Source organism: Ruegeria sp. H6 (assembly GCF_056532975.1).
Genome location: NZ_JBQFOA010000006.1, coordinates 61,441 through 76,495, shown reverse-complemented (window position 1 = coordinate 76,495; position 15,055 = coordinate 61,441). Strand labels below are relative to the sequence as shown.

The 15,055-nt window shown below is 59.5% G+C and carries 15 protein-coding genes; 12 read left to right on the top strand and 3 right to left on the bottom strand.

The genetic code is table 11. The features are described 5' to 3' along the window. Nucleotides 1-124: 124 nt before the first annotated feature. The 10 genes from ACR0AG_RS12400 (at nucleotide 125) to ACR0AG_RS12355 (ending at nucleotide 11,059) form a co-directional block, all read left to right on the top strand. Nucleotides 125-2,068 (top strand): AMP-binding protein, encoded by a 1,944-nt coding sequence (locus tag ACR0AG_RS12400; protein WP_480839488.1) that lies wholly within the window; start codon nucleotides 125-127, stop codon nucleotides 2,066-2,068. A 79-nt stretch (nucleotides 2,069-2,147) separates the two neighbouring features. Continuing rightward, nucleotides 2,148-2,966 carry an ABC transporter ATP-binding protein gene (locus ACR0AG_RS12395; protein WP_480839261.1) on the top strand — a complete coding sequence of 273 codons (819 nt, stop codon included), beginning with the start codon at nucleotides 2,148-2,150 and terminating at the stop codon, nucleotides 2,964-2,966. A 29-nt stretch (nucleotides 2,967-2,995) separates the two neighbouring features. Further along, nucleotides 2,996-3,982, top strand: a complete 987-nt coding sequence (locus tag ACR0AG_RS12390; protein ID WP_480839259.1) for a branched-chain amino acid ABC transporter permease — start codon at nucleotides 2,996-2,998, stop codon at nucleotides 3,980-3,982. Nucleotide 3,983: 1 nt separating this feature from the next. Further along, nucleotides 3,984-4,241, top strand: a complete 258-nt coding sequence (locus tag ACR0AG_RS12385) for a hypothetical protein (protein WP_480839257.1) — start codon at nucleotides 3,984-3,986, stop codon at nucleotides 4,239-4,241. 3 nt (nucleotides 4,242-4,244) lie between these two features. Continuing rightward, the gene (locus tag ACR0AG_RS12380) at nucleotides 4,245-5,321 is read left to right on the top strand and encodes a branched-chain amino acid ABC transporter permease (protein WP_480839255.1); all 1,077 of its coding nucleotides are present in this window, start codon (nucleotides 4,245-4,247) and stop codon (nucleotides 5,319-5,321) included. Between the two features lie 76 nt (nucleotides 5,322-5,397). Further along, complete coding sequence (locus tag ACR0AG_RS12375) at nucleotides 5,398-6,681, top strand: ABC transporter substrate-binding protein (RefSeq protein ID WP_480839253.1); 1,284 nt, start codon at nucleotides 5,398-5,400, stop codon at nucleotides 6,679-6,681. 110 nt (nucleotides 6,682-6,791) lie between these two features. Then, complete coding sequence (locus ACR0AG_RS12370) at nucleotides 6,792-7,625, top strand: ABC transporter ATP-binding protein (protein WP_480839251.1); 834 nt, start codon at nucleotides 6,792-6,794, stop codon at nucleotides 7,623-7,625. Between the two features lie 4 nt (nucleotides 7,626-7,629). Further along, complete coding sequence (locus ACR0AG_RS12365; protein ID WP_480839486.1) at nucleotides 7,630-8,865, top strand: phenylacetate--CoA ligase family protein; 1,236 nt, start codon at nucleotides 7,630-7,632, stop codon at nucleotides 8,863-8,865. Nucleotides 8,866-8,969: 104 nt separating this feature from the next. Further along, nucleotides 8,970-10,634: an ABC transporter permease gene (locus ACR0AG_RS12360; protein ID WP_480839249.1), complete on the top strand. Its 1,665-nt coding sequence runs from the start codon at nucleotides 8,970-8,972 to the stop codon at nucleotides 10,632-10,634. 74 nt (nucleotides 10,635-10,708) lie between these two features. Continuing rightward, nucleotides 10,709-11,059: a DUF2794 domain-containing protein gene (locus tag ACR0AG_RS12355; RefSeq protein ID WP_480839247.1), complete on the top strand. Its 351-nt coding sequence runs from the start codon at nucleotides 10,709-10,711 to the stop codon at nucleotides 11,057-11,059. On the opposite strand, the gene ACR0AG_RS12350 is transcribed toward ACR0AG_RS12355, so the two are convergent. The 3 genes from ACR0AG_RS12350 to ACR0AG_RS12340 all read right to left on the bottom strand — a co-directional run bounded on the left by ACR0AG_RS12350 (nucleotide 11,056) and on the right by ACR0AG_RS12340 (nucleotide 13,625). Beyond that, nucleotides 11,056-11,793 carry a C40 family peptidase gene (locus ACR0AG_RS12350; protein ID WP_480839245.1) on the bottom strand — a complete coding sequence of 246 codons (738 nt, stop codon included), beginning with the start codon at nucleotides 11,791-11,793 and terminating at the stop codon, nucleotides 11,056-11,058. The two genes, ACR0AG_RS12355 and ACR0AG_RS12350, sit on opposite strands and share 4 nt — an antisense overlap. Beyond that, a complete protein-coding gene (locus ACR0AG_RS12345; protein WP_480839243.1) occupies nucleotides 11,790-13,172 on the bottom strand; it encodes a leucyl aminopeptidase family protein in 1,383 nt (460 codons plus the stop codon). Before ACR0AG_RS12345 ends, ACR0AG_RS12350 begins: the two co-directional genes overlap by 4 nt. Nucleotides 13,173-13,235: 63 nt before the next feature. Beyond that, nucleotides 13,236-13,625, bottom strand: a complete 390-nt coding sequence (locus tag ACR0AG_RS12340; RefSeq protein ID WP_480839241.1) for a hypothetical protein — start codon at nucleotides 13,623-13,625, stop codon at nucleotides 13,236-13,238. A 144-nt stretch (nucleotides 13,626-13,769) separates the two neighbouring features. Between ACR0AG_RS12340 and ACR0AG_RS12335 the strand changes: the two genes are divergently transcribed. Beyond that, complete coding sequence (locus ACR0AG_RS12335) at nucleotides 13,770-14,420, top strand: carbonic anhydrase (protein WP_480839239.1); 651 nt, start codon at nucleotides 13,770-13,772, stop codon at nucleotides 14,418-14,420. Between the two features lie 98 nt (nucleotides 14,421-14,518). Next, the gene (locus tag ACR0AG_RS12330) at nucleotides 14,519-15,055 is read left to right on the top strand and encodes an SRPBCC family protein (RefSeq protein WP_480839237.1); all 537 of its coding nucleotides are present in this window, start codon (nucleotides 14,519-14,521) and stop codon (nucleotides 15,053-15,055) included.

Here is a 15,055-nt window from a genome sequence, read left to right as displayed (position 1 = left end):
GCCGCGTCCCTTATCGGGGCATTGGCGTTCGGGCACCATCCCGGACCCGCCATTTCCGGCCCAAGGGAGGGGTCGGGTGGGGAGGAGAGAGAGATTGGCTCAGACGCAGTCGGGCGCTGAAGGGATGCAGTCCCTTCCGGCGCTGTTACACCGCAATGCGACGCAGTTCGGGGATGCCCCGGCCTATCGGGAAAAGGAATTCGGGATCTGGCAATGCTGGACCTGGGCCGAAGCGGCCAAGGAAATCCGCGCGATAGCGCTGGGCTTTCTGGAACTGGGCGTTGAGAAGGGCGACCACATCGCCGTCATAGGCCGCAACCGCCCGGCGCATTACTGGTCGATGGTCGCGGCGCAAATGGTGGGCGCGGTGCCAGTGCCTCTGTATCAGGACTCGGTCGCCGAAGAGATGGCCTATGTGCTGGAACATTGCGGCGCGAAATACGTGGTTTGCGGCGATCAGGAGCAAGTCGACAAAGTCATCGAGATTCAGGAGAACCTACATCAGGTCAAACACATTCTCTACACCGACAAGCGCGGGATGCGGAAATACGACCACAGCCAGATGAACGCGCTGGATGACATCATGGCCGAGGGCAGCGCCGGTCATGCACGGTTTGATGCCGAACTGGATCAGCGGATCGCGGCGATCACATATGACGATACCTGCGTGATGCTTTATACCTCGGGCACCACGGGCAAGCCCAAGGGTGTGGTTCTGTCGAACCGGAACGTGATCGAAAGTGCCAAGAACTCGGCGGAGTTCGATCATCTGAGCCGCAACGAGGACATCCTGTCTTATCTGCCGATGGCCTGGGTGGGCGATTTCATCTTTTCTATCGGTCAGGCCTATTGGTGCGGCTTCTGCGTGAACTGCCCCGAAAGCGCCGATACGATGATGACCGACCTGCGTGAGATCGGGCCGACCTATTTCTTCGCTCCGCCGCGCGTGTTTGAAACGCAGCTGACCAACGTGATGATCCGGATGGAGGATGCAGGCAAGCTAAAGCAGCGCATGTTCCACTACTTCATGGCCCATGCCAAGAAAGTGGGCGGTTTGCTGTTGGACGGTAAGCCGGTTGGGTTTGGCGACAAAATGAAATACGCGCTGGGCAATCTGCTGGTTTACGGGCCGCTCAAGGATACGCTGGGTTATGGCCGGTTCCGCGTCGGTTACACCGCGGGTGAGGCCATCGGGCCCGAGATTTTCGATTTCTATCGCTCGCTCGGCATCAACCTGAAGCAGCTCTATGGTCAGACCGAGGCCACGGTGTTTATCACCGTGCAGCCGGATGGTGAGGTCCGCGCCGATACGGTTGGTGTCCCGGCACCGGATGTTGAGTTAAAAATCGATGACAGTGGCGAGATTCACTATCGCTCACCCGGTGTGTTTGTCGAGTATTACAACAACCCGGATTCGACCGCTTCGACCAAGGATGCCGAAGGCTGGGTGGCCACCGGGGACGCCGGGTTTATCGAGGAAGGCTCGGGCCATCTGCGGATCATCGACCGCGCCAAGGATGTGGGCAAGATGGCCGATGGGTCGATGTTTGCGCCCAAATATGTCGAGAACAAACTGAAGTTCTATCCTGACATTCTTGAGGTCGTGCTGTTCGGGAACGGCAAGGACCGTTGCGTGGCCTTTATCAATATCGACCTGACGGCGGTGGGGAACTGGGCGGAACGCAACAATGTGGCGTATGCGTCCTATCAGGAGCTGACCGCAAATCCCCGAGTGTTAGAGACGATTAAGTCTCATGTGGAAGAGGTCAACAAGTCTGTTGCGGCGGACGAAATGCTGTCGGGCTGTCAGGTGCATCGCTTTGTGGTTCTGCACAAGGAACTGGATGCAGATGATGGTGAGATGACCCGGACCCGGAAGGTGCGCCGCCGGTTCGTGGAAGAGAAATTCCAGGACATCATTGATGCGCTCTATGATGGCTCGGACACGGTTTCGACCACAACCGAAGTGACTTATGAGGACGGTCGCAAGGGTTCAATCTCGGCGACGCTTGAGATCGTGGATGCACCTGTGGTGGCTGCGGTTCAGCACAAGGTTGCGGCGGAATGAGGGGTCACCGAGCGCCGCTCGACCTTGCGGTCATCGCCCCGCCCGCCGTCCCGTTTTTGCGTAAGTCTGGGAGAGGCTGATGCTGGATAACTCCGAAGGATATGTCACCGAAGACGGCCGCAAGATCGGCGGTGTGGTGATGGAGATGAAGAACATCACTCTGCGCTTCGGCGGTGTGGTGGCGATCAAGGATATCTCGTTCGACATCCGCGAGGGCGAGATTCGCGCCATTATCGGGCCCAACGGGGCTGGTAAGTCCTCGATGCTGAACGTGATTTCAGGGTTCTATGTCCCACAAGAGGGAGAGGTTTGGTTTCACGGCGCAAAACGCCCTCCGATGCGGCCTTATGAGGTGGCGCAGCAGGGGATTGCCCGGACGTTTCAAAACATCGCGCTGTTTGAGGGGATGAGTGTTCTCGACAACGTCATGACCGGGCGTTTGAGCTTTATGAAGACCAACTTCATCCAACAGGCGATCTGGCGTGGTAAAGCCGAGGCGGAAGAGACCGAGAACCGCGAAGCCGTTGAGAGGATTATCGATTTCCTGGAAATCCAGCATATCCGTAAAACTCCGGTGTCGCGTCTGCCTTATGGGTTGAAGAAACGTGTTGAGCTGGCGCGCGCACTGGCGGCGGAACCCAAGCTGCTGCTGCTGGACGAACCGATGGCCGGGATGAATGTCGAAGAGAAAGAGGACATGAGCCGCTTTATCCTCGACGTGAATGACGAGTTCGGCACCACGATTGCGCTGATCGAACACGACATGGGCGTGGTCATGGACCTGAGCGACCGGGTGGTCGTCATGGATTATGGCCGCAAGATCGGCGACGGCACGCCGGACGAAGTGCGCAGCAATCAGGAAGTCATCGACGCCTATCTGGGGGTCAGTCATGATTGAGTCCGGGGCAGAAATCTGGGGAGGCATCCATGCCTGAACAACTTATCTACGCGATGGAGGTTATCCTTAACGGTCTGATGGCCGGTGTGCTGTATGCGTTGGTCGCGCTGGGCTTTGTTCTGATCTACAAGGCCTCGGGGATATTCAATTATGCCCAAGGGGTTATGGCCCTGTTTGCGGCGATGACGCTGGTGGGGATCATGAACGGGCAGGTGCCGTTTGCCCATCTGATCAACGCGATCTTTGGAACTCATATCCACTACTTCGGCTGGAACGTGCCCGCCTTTCTGGCAATCATCCTGACCATGGCGGTGATGGTGCTGATGGCCTGGGCCGTGCAGCGGTTCGTCATGCGGCATCTGGTCGGGCAAGAGCCGATCATTCTGTTCATGGCAACCATCGGTCTGGCGTTTTTCCTGGAGGGCGTGGCCGACCTGATGTGGGGGTCCGAGATCAAAACGCTGGATGTGGGTCTGCCGCAAGGGATCAACCTTTGGATCGATGAAACCACGCTCCAGATCTTTGACTACGGGTTCTTCATCGACAACCTGGATATTGTCGCGACGATCATTGCGGCGCTTTTGGTGGCAGCGCTCGTTGCATTCAGCCAATACACCAAGCAGGGCCGGGCCATGCGTGCGGTGGCCGATGACCATCAGGCGGCATTGTCGGTTGGCATTTCGCTGAACTTCATCTGGATCATGGTCTGGTCGGTCGCGGGGTTTGTCGCGCTGGTTGCAGGCATCATGTGGGGCGCCAAGTCGGGAGTTCAGTTCTCATTGTCGCTCATCGCGCTCAAGGCGTTGCCGGTGCTGATGCTGGGCGGGTTCACGTCGATCCCCGGAGCCATCGTGGGCGGGTTGATCATCGGCGTGGGTGAGAAACTGTTCGAATTCGCGTTGGGCCCCGCGCTGGGCGGTGCGACCGAGAACTGGTTTGCCTATGTGCTGGCGCTGATTTTCCTGGTGTTCCGGCCGCAGGGCCTGTTCGGCGAGAAGATCATCGAAAGGGTGTGACGTGACCAAGCTGATCGCCATCATCAACGTGGTTGCCTGGGCCGGGTTCTGGGCTTTTGGGTATATCGCGCTCACGTCGGACGATCTGACCGATGGCCAACTGACCGTCGCCGCGATCCTGGCCTTTGCCGGGCTGATCATGGGCGTGCTGGCCTATCTGAAACTTGTGCGCGCGTCCGAGGCGAGCGGATATGCCAAGGGCTCGAACCAACTGGATGCAGCCGCCCGAAGCCGGGCGCAGGAAGAATGGGGAAAGTAAGAGATGTTCTATCGTGAGGCCGGGGATTTCAAAACCTCGTACATCGCCGACAACCAGACTTTTCCGATCAAGTTTGACCGGTATCGGTATTACGTCGTGCTGGCCGTGGCGTTCGGGGTCATTCCATTCCTGATCAATGACTACTGGGCGAATGCGCTGCTGTTGCCGTTTCTGATCTACGCCATTGCGGCGATCGGCTTGAACATTCTGGTGGGCTATTGCGGGCAGGTCTCGCTGGGCACCGGCGGTTTCATGGCCGTGGGGGCCTATGCCTGCTACAAGCTGATGACAGCCTTCCCGGATGTCAGCATGTTCATTCACGTGATCCTGGCCGGGGGCATCACCGCCTTTGTCGGCGTGCTGTTCGGCCTGCCTTCGTTACGGATCAAGGGGTTCTATCTTGCGGTGGCGACACTGGCAGCGCAGTTCTTCCTGATCTGGCTGTTTAACCGAGTGCCGTGGTTCTACAACTATTCCGCCTCGGGCCAGATCAACGCGCCGGAACGAGATGTGTTTGGCATCATTATCACCGGGCCGAACGCACCGGCATGGGCCACGTATCTGTTCTGTCTGATCTTCTTGACCCTCTGCGCCATCATTGCGCGCAACCTGACCCGTGGCACCACAGGGCGCACATGGATGGCGATCCGGGACATGGATATCGCGGCCGAGATTATCGGGGTCAATCCGCTCAAGGCGAAACTGACCGCTTTTGCCGTTAGTTCGTTCTTTGTCGGCGTATCTGGCGCGCTGTTCTTTGCAGTCTATCTGGGCGCAGTCGAGGTGGGCGAAGTGTTCGGTATCCAGAAATCGTTCCTGGTGTTGTTCATGGTGATCATCGGCGGGCTGGGGTCGATCTTTGGTTCATTTGCCGGGGCCGCTTTCCTTGTTCTGCTGCCGGTGGTTTTGAAACTGCTTGGCGTGGACCTTCTGGGCTGGCCCACGGATATCGTGGCGCACCTGAACCTTGTGATCGTTGGTGCCCTGATCATCATGTTCCTGATCCTCGAACCGCACGGGCTGGCGCAGCTTTGGCGCGTGGCGAAAGAAAAACTCAGACTCTGGCCATTCCCGCACTAGCGGGCGGGCCCAAAGAAAAGACGGGCGGCGAAAGCCCGAATCCCAACATCGGACCAACCAAGGGAGGAGACACCCGATGAAAACGAAAATGGCAACCCTGGCGCTGGGCGCCCTGATGGCCGCAGGCCCGGCGATGGCCGACCTCGTGTTCCCATCGCTCAGCTACAGAACCGGGCCTTATGCGGCAGGTGGCATCCCGTTTGCGGATGGGTATGCGGATTATTTCACCCTGCTGAACGAGCGCGACGGTGGTATCGGCGGCGTTCCAGCGCGGGTGATCGAATGCGAGACGGGCTATAACACTGAAAAAGGTGTGGAATGCTATGAATCGACCAAGGGCGAGGGCGCGCTGGTCTATCAGCCGCTGTCGACCGGCATCACCTATCAGCTGATCCCCAAAGTGACCGCAGATGGCATTCCGTTGCACACGATGGGCTATGGGCGGACATCGGCGGCAAATGGCGACGTGTTCAGCCATGTGTTCAACTATCCGGCCAACTACTGGAACGGTGCATCTGGCGCGATCAACTATCTGCTGGATGAAAACGGCGGAGACCTGAACGGCAAGAAAATCGCGCTGGTCTATCACAACTCGGCCTATGGCAAAGAGCCGATCCGCACGCTGGAAACGCTGGCTGAAAAGCACGGCTATGACCTGACCCTTTTGCCGGTTGACCACCCGGGTCAGGAGCAAAAGTCGCAGTGGCTGCAGATCCGCCGCGAAAAGCCCGACTATGTGATCATGTGGGGTTGGGGTGTGATGAATCAGGTTGCCGTGCAAGAGGCCGCCAACATCCGCTTCCCGATGGAAAACTTCCTGGGTGTCTGGTGGTCAGGTGCCGAATTTGACGTCGAACCTGCAGGTGAAAAGGCAACCGGTTACAAGGCGCTGACCTTCACCGGGCTGGGCATGGATTACCCTGTCTATGACGAACTGCAGAAATACGTTGTTGACGCGGGCAAGGCCGCTGGCGCCGGTGATCAGCTGGGGTCGGTTCAGTACAACCGCGGTCTCTACGCGGCGATGCTGGCTGCCGAAGCGGTGAAGACCGCGCAGGAAATGCACGGTACCGCAGACATCGACGCGTCGATGATGCGGGACGGCATGGAAGCGCTGGAGATGACCAACGCCAAGATGGAAGGGCTCGGCATGTCCGGGTTTGGTCCTGAGTTCAGCGTCTCGTGTGAAAACCACGGTGGCCCTGGCCTTGTGGGTGTTGTGCAGTGGGATGCCGCAGCAGGCACCTGGAACCCTGTGCAGGACTTCAAGCCGACAGACGCCGAAGTGATCAACGCGCTGATCGAAGAAGACTCCGCAGCTTACGCGGCCGAGAACAACATCTCGTCCCGCTGCGAATAAACTATGGCCTGTCCCGGTGTGATCCGGGGCAGCACATAACCCTTCGGGGCGGCGGAATACGCCGCTCCTCTCCAACGGCCCGAAACGGGCAGGCATGAGGACACACGCTGATGCTGGATGCGGCACAAACCACTGACGTGCAGGCGGAAACCCTGCTTGAGGTCAACAATATCGAGGTGATCTACAACCATGTGATCCTTGTGCTGAAAGGTGTCAGCCTGACTGTGCCGAAAGGCGGTATCACGGCCCTACTGGGGGGCAACGGCGCGGGCAAAACGACGACGCTCAAGGCGGTGTCGAACCTGCTGCATTCCGAACGCGGTGAGGTCACCAAAGGGTCGATCAAATATCGCGGGGCCAATGTACACGAAAGCGACCCGGCTGATCTGGTGGAAAAGGGCGTGATCCAGGTGATGGAAGGTCGTCACTGTTTCGAACACCTCACGGTCGAGGAAAACCTGCTGACCGGGGCCTATACCCGCAAGGACGGGGCGGCGGCGATCCAGCAGGATCTTGAACTGGTCTACACCTATTTCCCACGCCTCAAGGAACGCCGCAAAAGTCAGGCCGGCTATACCTCGGGCGGGGAACAGCAGATGGTCGCGATGGGACGTGCGCTGATGTCACGGCCTGAAACGATCCTATTGGACGAACCCTCGATGGGTCTGGCCCCGCAACTGGTCGAAGAGATCTTTGGCATCGTGAAGGACCTGAACGAGAAAGAAGGCGTGTCGTTCCTGCTGGCGGAACAGAACACCAATGTGGCGCTGAGGTTCGCGCACTACGGATACATTCTGGAATCGGGCCGCGTTGTGATGGACGGCCCCGCCGCAGAACTGCGCGAAAACCCGGACGTTAAAGAATTTTACCTTGGCATGTCCGACGAAGGCCGAAAAAGCTTTCGCGATGTGCGCTCATACCGTCGCCGCAAAAGGTGGCTGTAACCGGATGGAGGATCTGGCGATGAGCAATTATTTTGATACGCTTGAAACCCGCTCGGCCGATCAGCGTGCCGAAGATCAGGCGCGGGCATTGGGCACCCAGCTGACACAGGCGAAATCGGCCCCCGGGTTTGCCAGCTTTATGGCGCAGGTCGATGTGGATGCTGTCAAATCCATCGAAGATCTGGTCGATCTGCCGGTGATCCGAAAGTCAGACTTGGTTGCCGCACAGGCCGCGCGTCCGCCTTTTGGCGGTTTTACCGTCAAACCCGCGCGGCATTTCCACCATGTGTTTCAGTCGCCCGGTCCGATCTATGAGCCGGGCAGCACCGATCATGACTGGTGGCGCATGGGGCGGTTCCTTCACGCCGCAGGTGTTGGCCCCGGGGATATCGTTCAGAACTGCTTTGGCTATCACTTGACCCCTGCGGGCATGATCTTCGAAAGCGGCGCGCGCGCCGTGGGGGCGGCTGTTCTGCCCGCGGGTACAGGCCAGACCGAGCTGCAGGTGACCGCTGCGCGGGATGTCGGATGCACCGCTTATGCAGGGACACCGGACTATCTGAAGATCATCCTCGACAAGGCCGAGGAGATGGGCGTTTCGCTTGGTTTCACCAACGCGGTCGTGGGCGGCGGGGCGCTGTTTCCGTCGCTGCGGCAGGACTATGCCGACCGGGGCATTGCCTGCCTGCAATGTTATGCAACCGCCGATCTGGGCAATATCGCCTATGAAAGTCCGGCGATGGAGGGGATGATCATTGATGAGCATGTCATCGTCGAGATCGTTACCCCGGGCACCGGCACGCCCGTAGCGCCGGGCGATGTGGGCGAGGTCGTGGTGACGTCGCTCAACCCGGACTACCCGCTGATCCGGTTCGCGACCGGCGATCTTTCGGCAATCATGCCGGGTCAGTCGCCCTGTGGCCGCACAAATATGCGCATCCGGGGGTGGATGGGCCGCGCGGATCAGACCACCAAGATCAAGGGCATGTTCGTGCGTCCTGAACAGGTGGCGGCACTGGTCGACAAGCATGACGAGATCGTCAAAGCGCGCGTCATCGCGGCACGGCACGGTGAAATGGACACCATGACGGTTCAGATCGAAAGCCCGGGCGGCGATGACATGACCTATGCCAAATCGGTGATTGAGGTGCTGAAACTGAAAGGCGCGATCGAGGTCGTGGCCCCCGGTTCCTTGCCCAAGGACGGGTTGGTGATCGAGGATCAGCGCGTCTACGAATAACCGGCGCGGGGGCCTGCCCATCACTTTGTTGCGCAGGCCACTGGTGTTTCCGAGCGATTTGGTCGATTAAAGGCGCAGTCATCTGAACGCGTCAGCTTGGGCACATGGCCGATATCGAATACGCAGAGAACGGAACCCGCAATCGCGGTGCAATGGGAACCCGCCTGGTCGCGGGTGCGGCCTATGTGGTTGCTGCTGCTTGCGTGTTGCCCATGGTGGCGGTCGTGCTGGCGGCTGTCACAGGGGGAACGGATACGGTTTCGCACCTTTTGGCGACGGTGCTGCCGGGCTATGCGTGGACAACGCTGGTTCTGGTGGTTCTGGTCGCGGCGGGAACCTTTGCCATCGGTGTCGGGGCCGCATGGCTGGTGACGATGACCCGCTTTCCCGGGGTTCGACTGTTCGAGATCATGCTGGTTTTGCCGCTGGCCTTTCCGGCCTATGTGCTTGCCTATGCCTATACATTCATACTGGATCACCCGGGCATCGTTCAGGCGACATTGCGGGATGTAACCGGCTGGGGGCCGCGCGACTACTGGTTCCCCGAGATCCGGTCGACCGGGGGCGCCGCGGTTATGCTGATCCTGGTGCTCTACCCTTATGTCTACCTGCTGGCGCGCGCGGCGTTCCTGCAGCAAAGCGCGACCGCTTTTCTGGCGGCGCGGGCACTGGGCAACGGCCCATGGTCGGCCTTCTGGCGCGTATCCCTGCCGATGGCGCGCCCGGCGATTGCCGGTGGGGTTCTGCTGGCGGTGATGGAGACGATCGCCGATTTCGGTACCGTTGCCTATTTCGGGGTGCAAACCTTTGCCACCGGGATCTACACCAGTTGGTTTTCCATGGCAGATCGCGCTGCGGCGGCGCAGCTAGCCCTGTGCCTGTTGGCCTTTGCCCTGATCCTTGCCGTCAGCGAGCGGTCGCAACGCGGCAAGGCGCGGTATTATCAGGCGGGCAAACGCGGGCCCGCGCAATCTGCTCCGAAATTGCAGGGCGTCTGGGCCGTCATCGCGGTCACCCTGTGCGCGGTGCCTGTGGTTTTGGGCTTTCTTCTACCGGTTGTCATTCTGGTCGAGATGGGGCTGGAGTCGGAACAAAACCTGCTGTCGCCGCGATACCTGGGGTTCATTCGCAATTCGCTGACCCTGGCTGGAACCGCGGCTGTGATCACCGTTCTGGCCGCGATTTGCGTGGGGTTCTTTCAACGTCTGCGGCCCGGGCGGGGCTCTGCCACCGCCGGGTATCTGGCACGACTTGGATATGCCGTGCCGGGTGGGGTAATTGCCGTTGGCCTGATCGTTCCCTTCGCCGGGTTCGACAATGCGCTGGATGCCTGGATGCGCGAAACCTTCGACATCTCGACCGGGCTGCTGGTCACCGGCTCAATTTGGCTGCTGGTGGCCGCCTATATGGTGCGGTTTCTGGCCGCCGCGCTCAGCGCCTATGAGGGCGGGCAGAGCACGGTTCACGCAAATATGGATGCTGCCGCCCGGTCCCTGGGTCAGACGCCGCTGGGCACCTTGCGCCGCGTACACCTTCCAATCCTGACACCATCGCTGCTGACGGCGCTATTGATCGTTTTTGTCGACGTGATGAAAGAGCTGCCCGCGACCCTGATCATGCGGCCCTTCAACTTTGATACGCTGGCGGTACAGGCCTACCGGCTGGCCTCGGACGAGCGGCTTGAGGGGGCGGCGGTGCCGTCATTGGTCATTCTTGCGGTCGGGCTTTTGCCGGTCATCCTGATCTGCAAGCAAGTTGGACGACGGTAACGGGTTGTCCCAAATCGGTGCCTTCGACCCATCGCAGGCTTGATTAATCCGAAAAATCCGGCAAGGCTGAAATTATGAATATGCAGCCTCCCAGCCGGTTTCCCTCACAATCGGCCCAGATGCCGGTGGCCTTTGACCGGCGCGAGATGTCTCAAATTCTATCCGTATACGGCCGGATGGTCGCCGCCGGGGAATGGCGCGACTATGGAATTTCGAACCTGCGTGAGGTGGCCATTTTTTCGATCTTCAGACGCACGGCCGAACATCCGATCTACCGTGTGGAAAAGCATCCACGCCTGCGCCTGCGGCAGGGCATGTATTCCGTGGTCGGCATGGACGGGCGCATCCTGAAACGAGGCCATGATCTGCGCGCGGTGCTGCGCGTGCTGGAACGCAAACTGATCCGGGCGGTCGACCCGGACTAAAGTCGTTTGCGCGCCGTGACCGGACCGTCGCCTTGTGCCTCGATCCGCTCGATCGCCTGATCCATCTGTTCGAACGCGACGGCCATGTGATGGGCATTTGCGTGAAGCAACAGGTTATCCCCGGCGACCCAGGCCACATGCCCTTTCCAGAACAGCAAATCCCCCCGCTGAAACGGTGTCCCTGCGGGAATGTCCTGCCCAAGGGCCTGTTCCTGTTCGGCGCTATCGCCGGGGCAAGGGATGCCGCAGGCCAACAGGCCCGCCTGCACAAGGCCCGAGCAATCTATGCCAAACCGGCTGTTTCCGCCCCATAAATACGGTGTCCCGATCATCTGCTCGGCAATCGCAACCGGATCGGTCAACCGGGCATAGGCCGGAACAGTGTGCACCCGCGGCACAAAGCCCAACTCGGTTTCCAGATACCCATCCTGTTCGGACAAGGCTCTGATCTTGCTTCCAAAACTCAGCGCGGCCAGATCGGGGCTTTTGAGATCCGCCTGCTCATATACATGAGAGGCGGGTGCAATGATCCAGTGGGTTTGCGGGGAAATCTGACCCAGATGCTCAAGCTTGACCCAGCCCTGATAGCCGTCCTTTTCCGAGGTGACCTGACCCCAGTCATCCTCTTGGGTGTTCAGTGTTACGGTGTCGCCGTACAGCACTTGCCGTGCACGCGGACCATTCGGTTTGCGCCGCAGGTCGACAACGGGGTGTATCACGCGCCGCTGGCTCATAGGTTCAGCATCTCGGGCAGAGCAGCCAGCAACGCGCGCGGGCCTTGCCCCAATCCGCCTTTGCTGCGCCCGGGTTCCTTGCTGCGTTGCCAAGCATAGATGTCGAAATGCAAGTACCGGCTGTCTCCGACAAACCGGCGCAGGAACAGTGCAGCTGTGATCGATCCTGCAAAGCCACCGGACGGGGCATTGTCCAGATCGGCAATGCCCGGTTCGATCATGGCCTCATAAGGGGTGTGAAACGGCAGCCTCCAGACCGGGTCCGCAGCCTGCGGGGCCGCCTTTTGAACCGCCGCCGCTGTGGCATCGTCTGTTGCATAAAAGGGCGCCAAATCAGGCCCCACCGCCACACGCGCTGCGCCAGTGAGTGTGGCCATCGAGATCACGAGGTCCGGTTCTGCCTCGGTTGCCAACGCCAGCGCATCCGCCAGAACCAAACGGCCTTCGGCGTCGGTGTTGTTGATCTCAACCGTCAACCCGTTGCGTGCGGTCAGGATGTCACCGGGGCGAAACGCGTTGCCCGCCACTGCATTTTCAACGGCTGGGATGAGGACCCGCAGCCGGATTTCCATCCCCAAGGCCATGATCATCCGGGCCAGCCCCAGCACATTGGCTGCGCCGCCCATGTCCTTTTTCATCAGCCCCATGGCTGCAGCTGGTTTGAGGTCAAGTCCGCCGGTATCGAAACAGACGCCTTTGCCCACCAGGGTCAGGGCAGGACCCGTACCGCCCCAGTTCAGTTCAATCAACCGCGGGGCTTGTTCAGCGGCGCGGCCAACAGCGTGGATCATGGGGAAATTCTGTGTCAGCAGGTCTTCACCGGCTATCACGGTGCAAGAAGCGCCGAAATCGCGGGCCAGATCCTCGCACGCGGCTTGCAATTGGTCCGGACCCATATCCGCCGCCGGTGTATTGACCAGATCGCGGGTCAGGGCTTCGGCATTTGCCAGCGTCTCAACGCGATCTGCATCCACGCCATCCGGGGCCATCAAAAAGGCTTTTCCCTTTGTTTGGGTCGCATACCGGTCAAATGCGTAGCCAGTCAAAAGCCAGCCCAGACACTCCATCTCCATCGTTTCATCGGCCAACCCAGAGGCGATGTGATAGACGCCTTCGGGCAGAGCCTCGGCCGCTGCAGCCAGCGGAAACCGTTTGCGCGCACGTTTTGATGCGGTGCCATACCCGGCCAGTGCCGCCGTGGGCCTGCCATCCGGTCCGGGCAGCAACAGCGTCTGCCCCAAGGCACCGGTGAAGTCGCTGGCGGCCACCCAGCTTTTGACCGCATCGGGCTGACCCTCCAACCACCCCTCAAGATCAGGCTGTTCGATCACATGCAAAGCAAGCGTGGGTTCATCGGGCAGGGCAAAGGTTAGCGTCATGACAGTCTCGGTTTGGTCGGGCCTGGCTAAGACTAACCTGCCAGACTCTGCCCGCAACCCCTGTCAGACCGACAGATCGTGTTGATCCCAGATCACGGTCAACGATCGTTCGCCAACCCGGATCAACCGCCCCAGAATCGCGCCGGTCGCAACGATGTCGCCGGCATCCACCGAATGCGCCACATCCTGCGCCACGCGGGCCAGAAGGGTCATCCCGACCTGATCCGACATCTCGACCAGTGACCTTGCGCATTTGCGCAACCCGTCCCAGTCCCGTTGCCGCCAGAACCGCTCGCAATTGGACAAGCGGACGGCCAGTTCTTCGATCGAACGGCACAGCACATCCATCGCGTTGGCATCGCCCAACTGCTGGTACAGCCCCCTGAGACGGTCCGGATCCAGCCGCACAGCCTCTTTCTGTTCGAGTGTTGTTATCTTCTCCACCACGTTCACCCCAATTCATCCGCCCCCACGGCGTGCACCGAGTATTGAAGTCTATCCCTTGTCAAATCCTTGCCGCCCAGTGGTATAATGTCTCGAATTTTTCGTGAATTCAGTTTACAGCGGCGCTCAGGACGAAACACGGGGACAAAAAGAATGGATTTTGCCAAACCTTTGCCAGCTTACCTGACACAGCGGTATCATGGCTGGAAGGCCACGACTTATTCAGAGAATCAAGTCTGGTACAGGCGTCTGGCAACCGAGGGTCAGCGCCCGCGTGCGATGGTCATTTCCTGCTGTGACAGCCGTGTGCATGTGACCTCGATTTTCGGCGCCGACCAGGGTGAGTTCTTCATTCACCGAAACATCGCCAACCTTGTTCCCCCATATGCCCCAGATGGCGATCACCATGGCACAAGTGCGGCGATTGAATACGCGGTCACAGCGCTGAATGTCGCGCATCTGATCGTGTTGGGCCATTCGCAATGCGGCGGCGTGCAGGGCTGCATCGACATGTGCAAGGGTCAGGCGCCGCAGCTAGAAGCAAAAGAAAGCTTTGTTGGCCGCTGGATGGACATTCTCAAGCCGAAATTCGAGCTTGTGTCAGATGTCGAAGACAGTGCCGAGCAGGCGCGCCAGTTCGAGCGGCAGGCCGTTGTCGCCTCGCTTGAGAATTTGATGACCTTTCCCTTTGTCTCAGACGCGGTGAAAAACGGCTCGCTCAGCTTGCATGGGCTGTGGACCGACATCGGTGAGGGTGGGCTGGAATGCTATGACCCTGCAGAAAAGAGATTTGTCGCGGTGTAGACCGACAACGCGAATTTTGCGACGGCGCGGATCAGGGCTCTGATTTTGCGCCGTTTTTTGTTAGACTTGGCGCATTGATTTTGGAATCGGAGCGCGCCATGAAGCTTGTTAAACGCATTTTCGTCACTCTTTTGGTTCTCATCGTTGTGCTTGTGGGCGTCTCTTATCTGCTGCCCGGCAAGGCCGAGGTTTCACGCAGCATCACCATAAATGCACCGGCCGAGGCGATCTTTCCCTACGTGAACTCGATGCAAGAGACCGAAAAATGGTCGCCCTGGCTGTCACGTGATCCTGAAACCAAACTGTCCTATTCGGGCCCGGATGCGGGTGTTGGCAACACGTTGAACTGGAGCTCGGACAACCCGCAGGTTGGTACCGGGTCGCAGGAAATCATCGAAAGCGTGGACAACCAAACGGTACGAACCGCGCTGGATTTTGGACCCATGGGCACCGCGACCGCGCTCTTTGATCTGAAACCCGAAGGCGGCGAAACGCAGGTGACCTGGGGGTTTGAAAGCGATCTGGGTATGAATCCCATGTCACGCTGGATGGGGTTGATGATGGACAACTGGGTTGGCGGCGACTACGAGCGCGGGTTGGAAAACCTTAAGACTTTGGTTGAAGGCCAGAGCTGA

Excerpts from the sequence above, each read along its gene's own strand:
- ACR0AG_RS12400 (WP_480839488.1), top strand. The coding sequence starts at position 125 with ATGCAGTCCCTTCCGGCGCTGTTACACCGCAATGCGACGCAGTTCGGG.
- ACR0AG_RS12395 (WP_480839261.1), top strand. The coding sequence starts at position 2,148 with ATGCTGGATAACTCCGAAGGATATGTCACCGAAGACGGCCGCAAGATC.
- ACR0AG_RS12390 (WP_480839259.1), top strand. The coding sequence starts at position 2,996 with ATGCCTGAACAACTTATCTACGCGATGGAGGTTATCCTTAACGGTCTG.
- ACR0AG_RS12380 (WP_480839255.1), top strand. The coding sequence starts at position 4,245 with ATGTTCTATCGTGAGGCCGGGGATTTCAAAACCTCGTACATCGCCGAC.
- ACR0AG_RS12375 (WP_480839253.1), top strand. The coding sequence starts at position 5,398 with ATGAAAACGAAAATGGCAACCCTGGCGCTGGGCGCCCTGATGGCCGCA.
- ACR0AG_RS12370 (WP_480839251.1), top strand. The coding sequence starts at position 6,792 with ATGCTGGATGCGGCACAAACCACTGACGTGCAGGCGGAAACCCTGCTT.
- ACR0AG_RS12365 (WP_480839486.1), top strand. The coding sequence starts at position 7,630 with ATGGAGGATCTGGCGATGAGCAATTATTTTGATACGCTTGAAACCCGC.
- ACR0AG_RS12360 (WP_480839249.1), top strand. The coding sequence starts at position 8,970 with ATGGCCGATATCGAATACGCAGAGAACGGAACCCGCAATCGCGGTGCA.
- ACR0AG_RS12355 (WP_480839247.1), top strand. The coding sequence starts at position 10,709 with ATGAATATGCAGCCTCCCAGCCGGTTTCCCTCACAATCGGCCCAGATG.
- ACR0AG_RS12350 (WP_480839245.1), bottom strand. The coding sequence starts at position 11,793 with ATGAGCCAGCGGCGCGTGATACACCCCGTTGTCGACCTGCGGCGCAAA.
- ACR0AG_RS12345 (WP_480839243.1), bottom strand. The coding sequence starts at position 13,172 with ATGACGCTAACCTTTGCCCTGCCCGATGAACCCACGCTTGCTTTGCAT.
- ACR0AG_RS12335 (WP_480839239.1), top strand. The coding sequence starts at position 13,770 with ATGGATTTTGCCAAACCTTTGCCAGCTTACCTGACACAGCGGTATCAT.
- ACR0AG_RS12330 (WP_480839237.1), top strand. The coding sequence starts at position 14,519 with ATGAAGCTTGTTAAACGCATTTTCGTCACTCTTTTGGTTCTCATCGTT.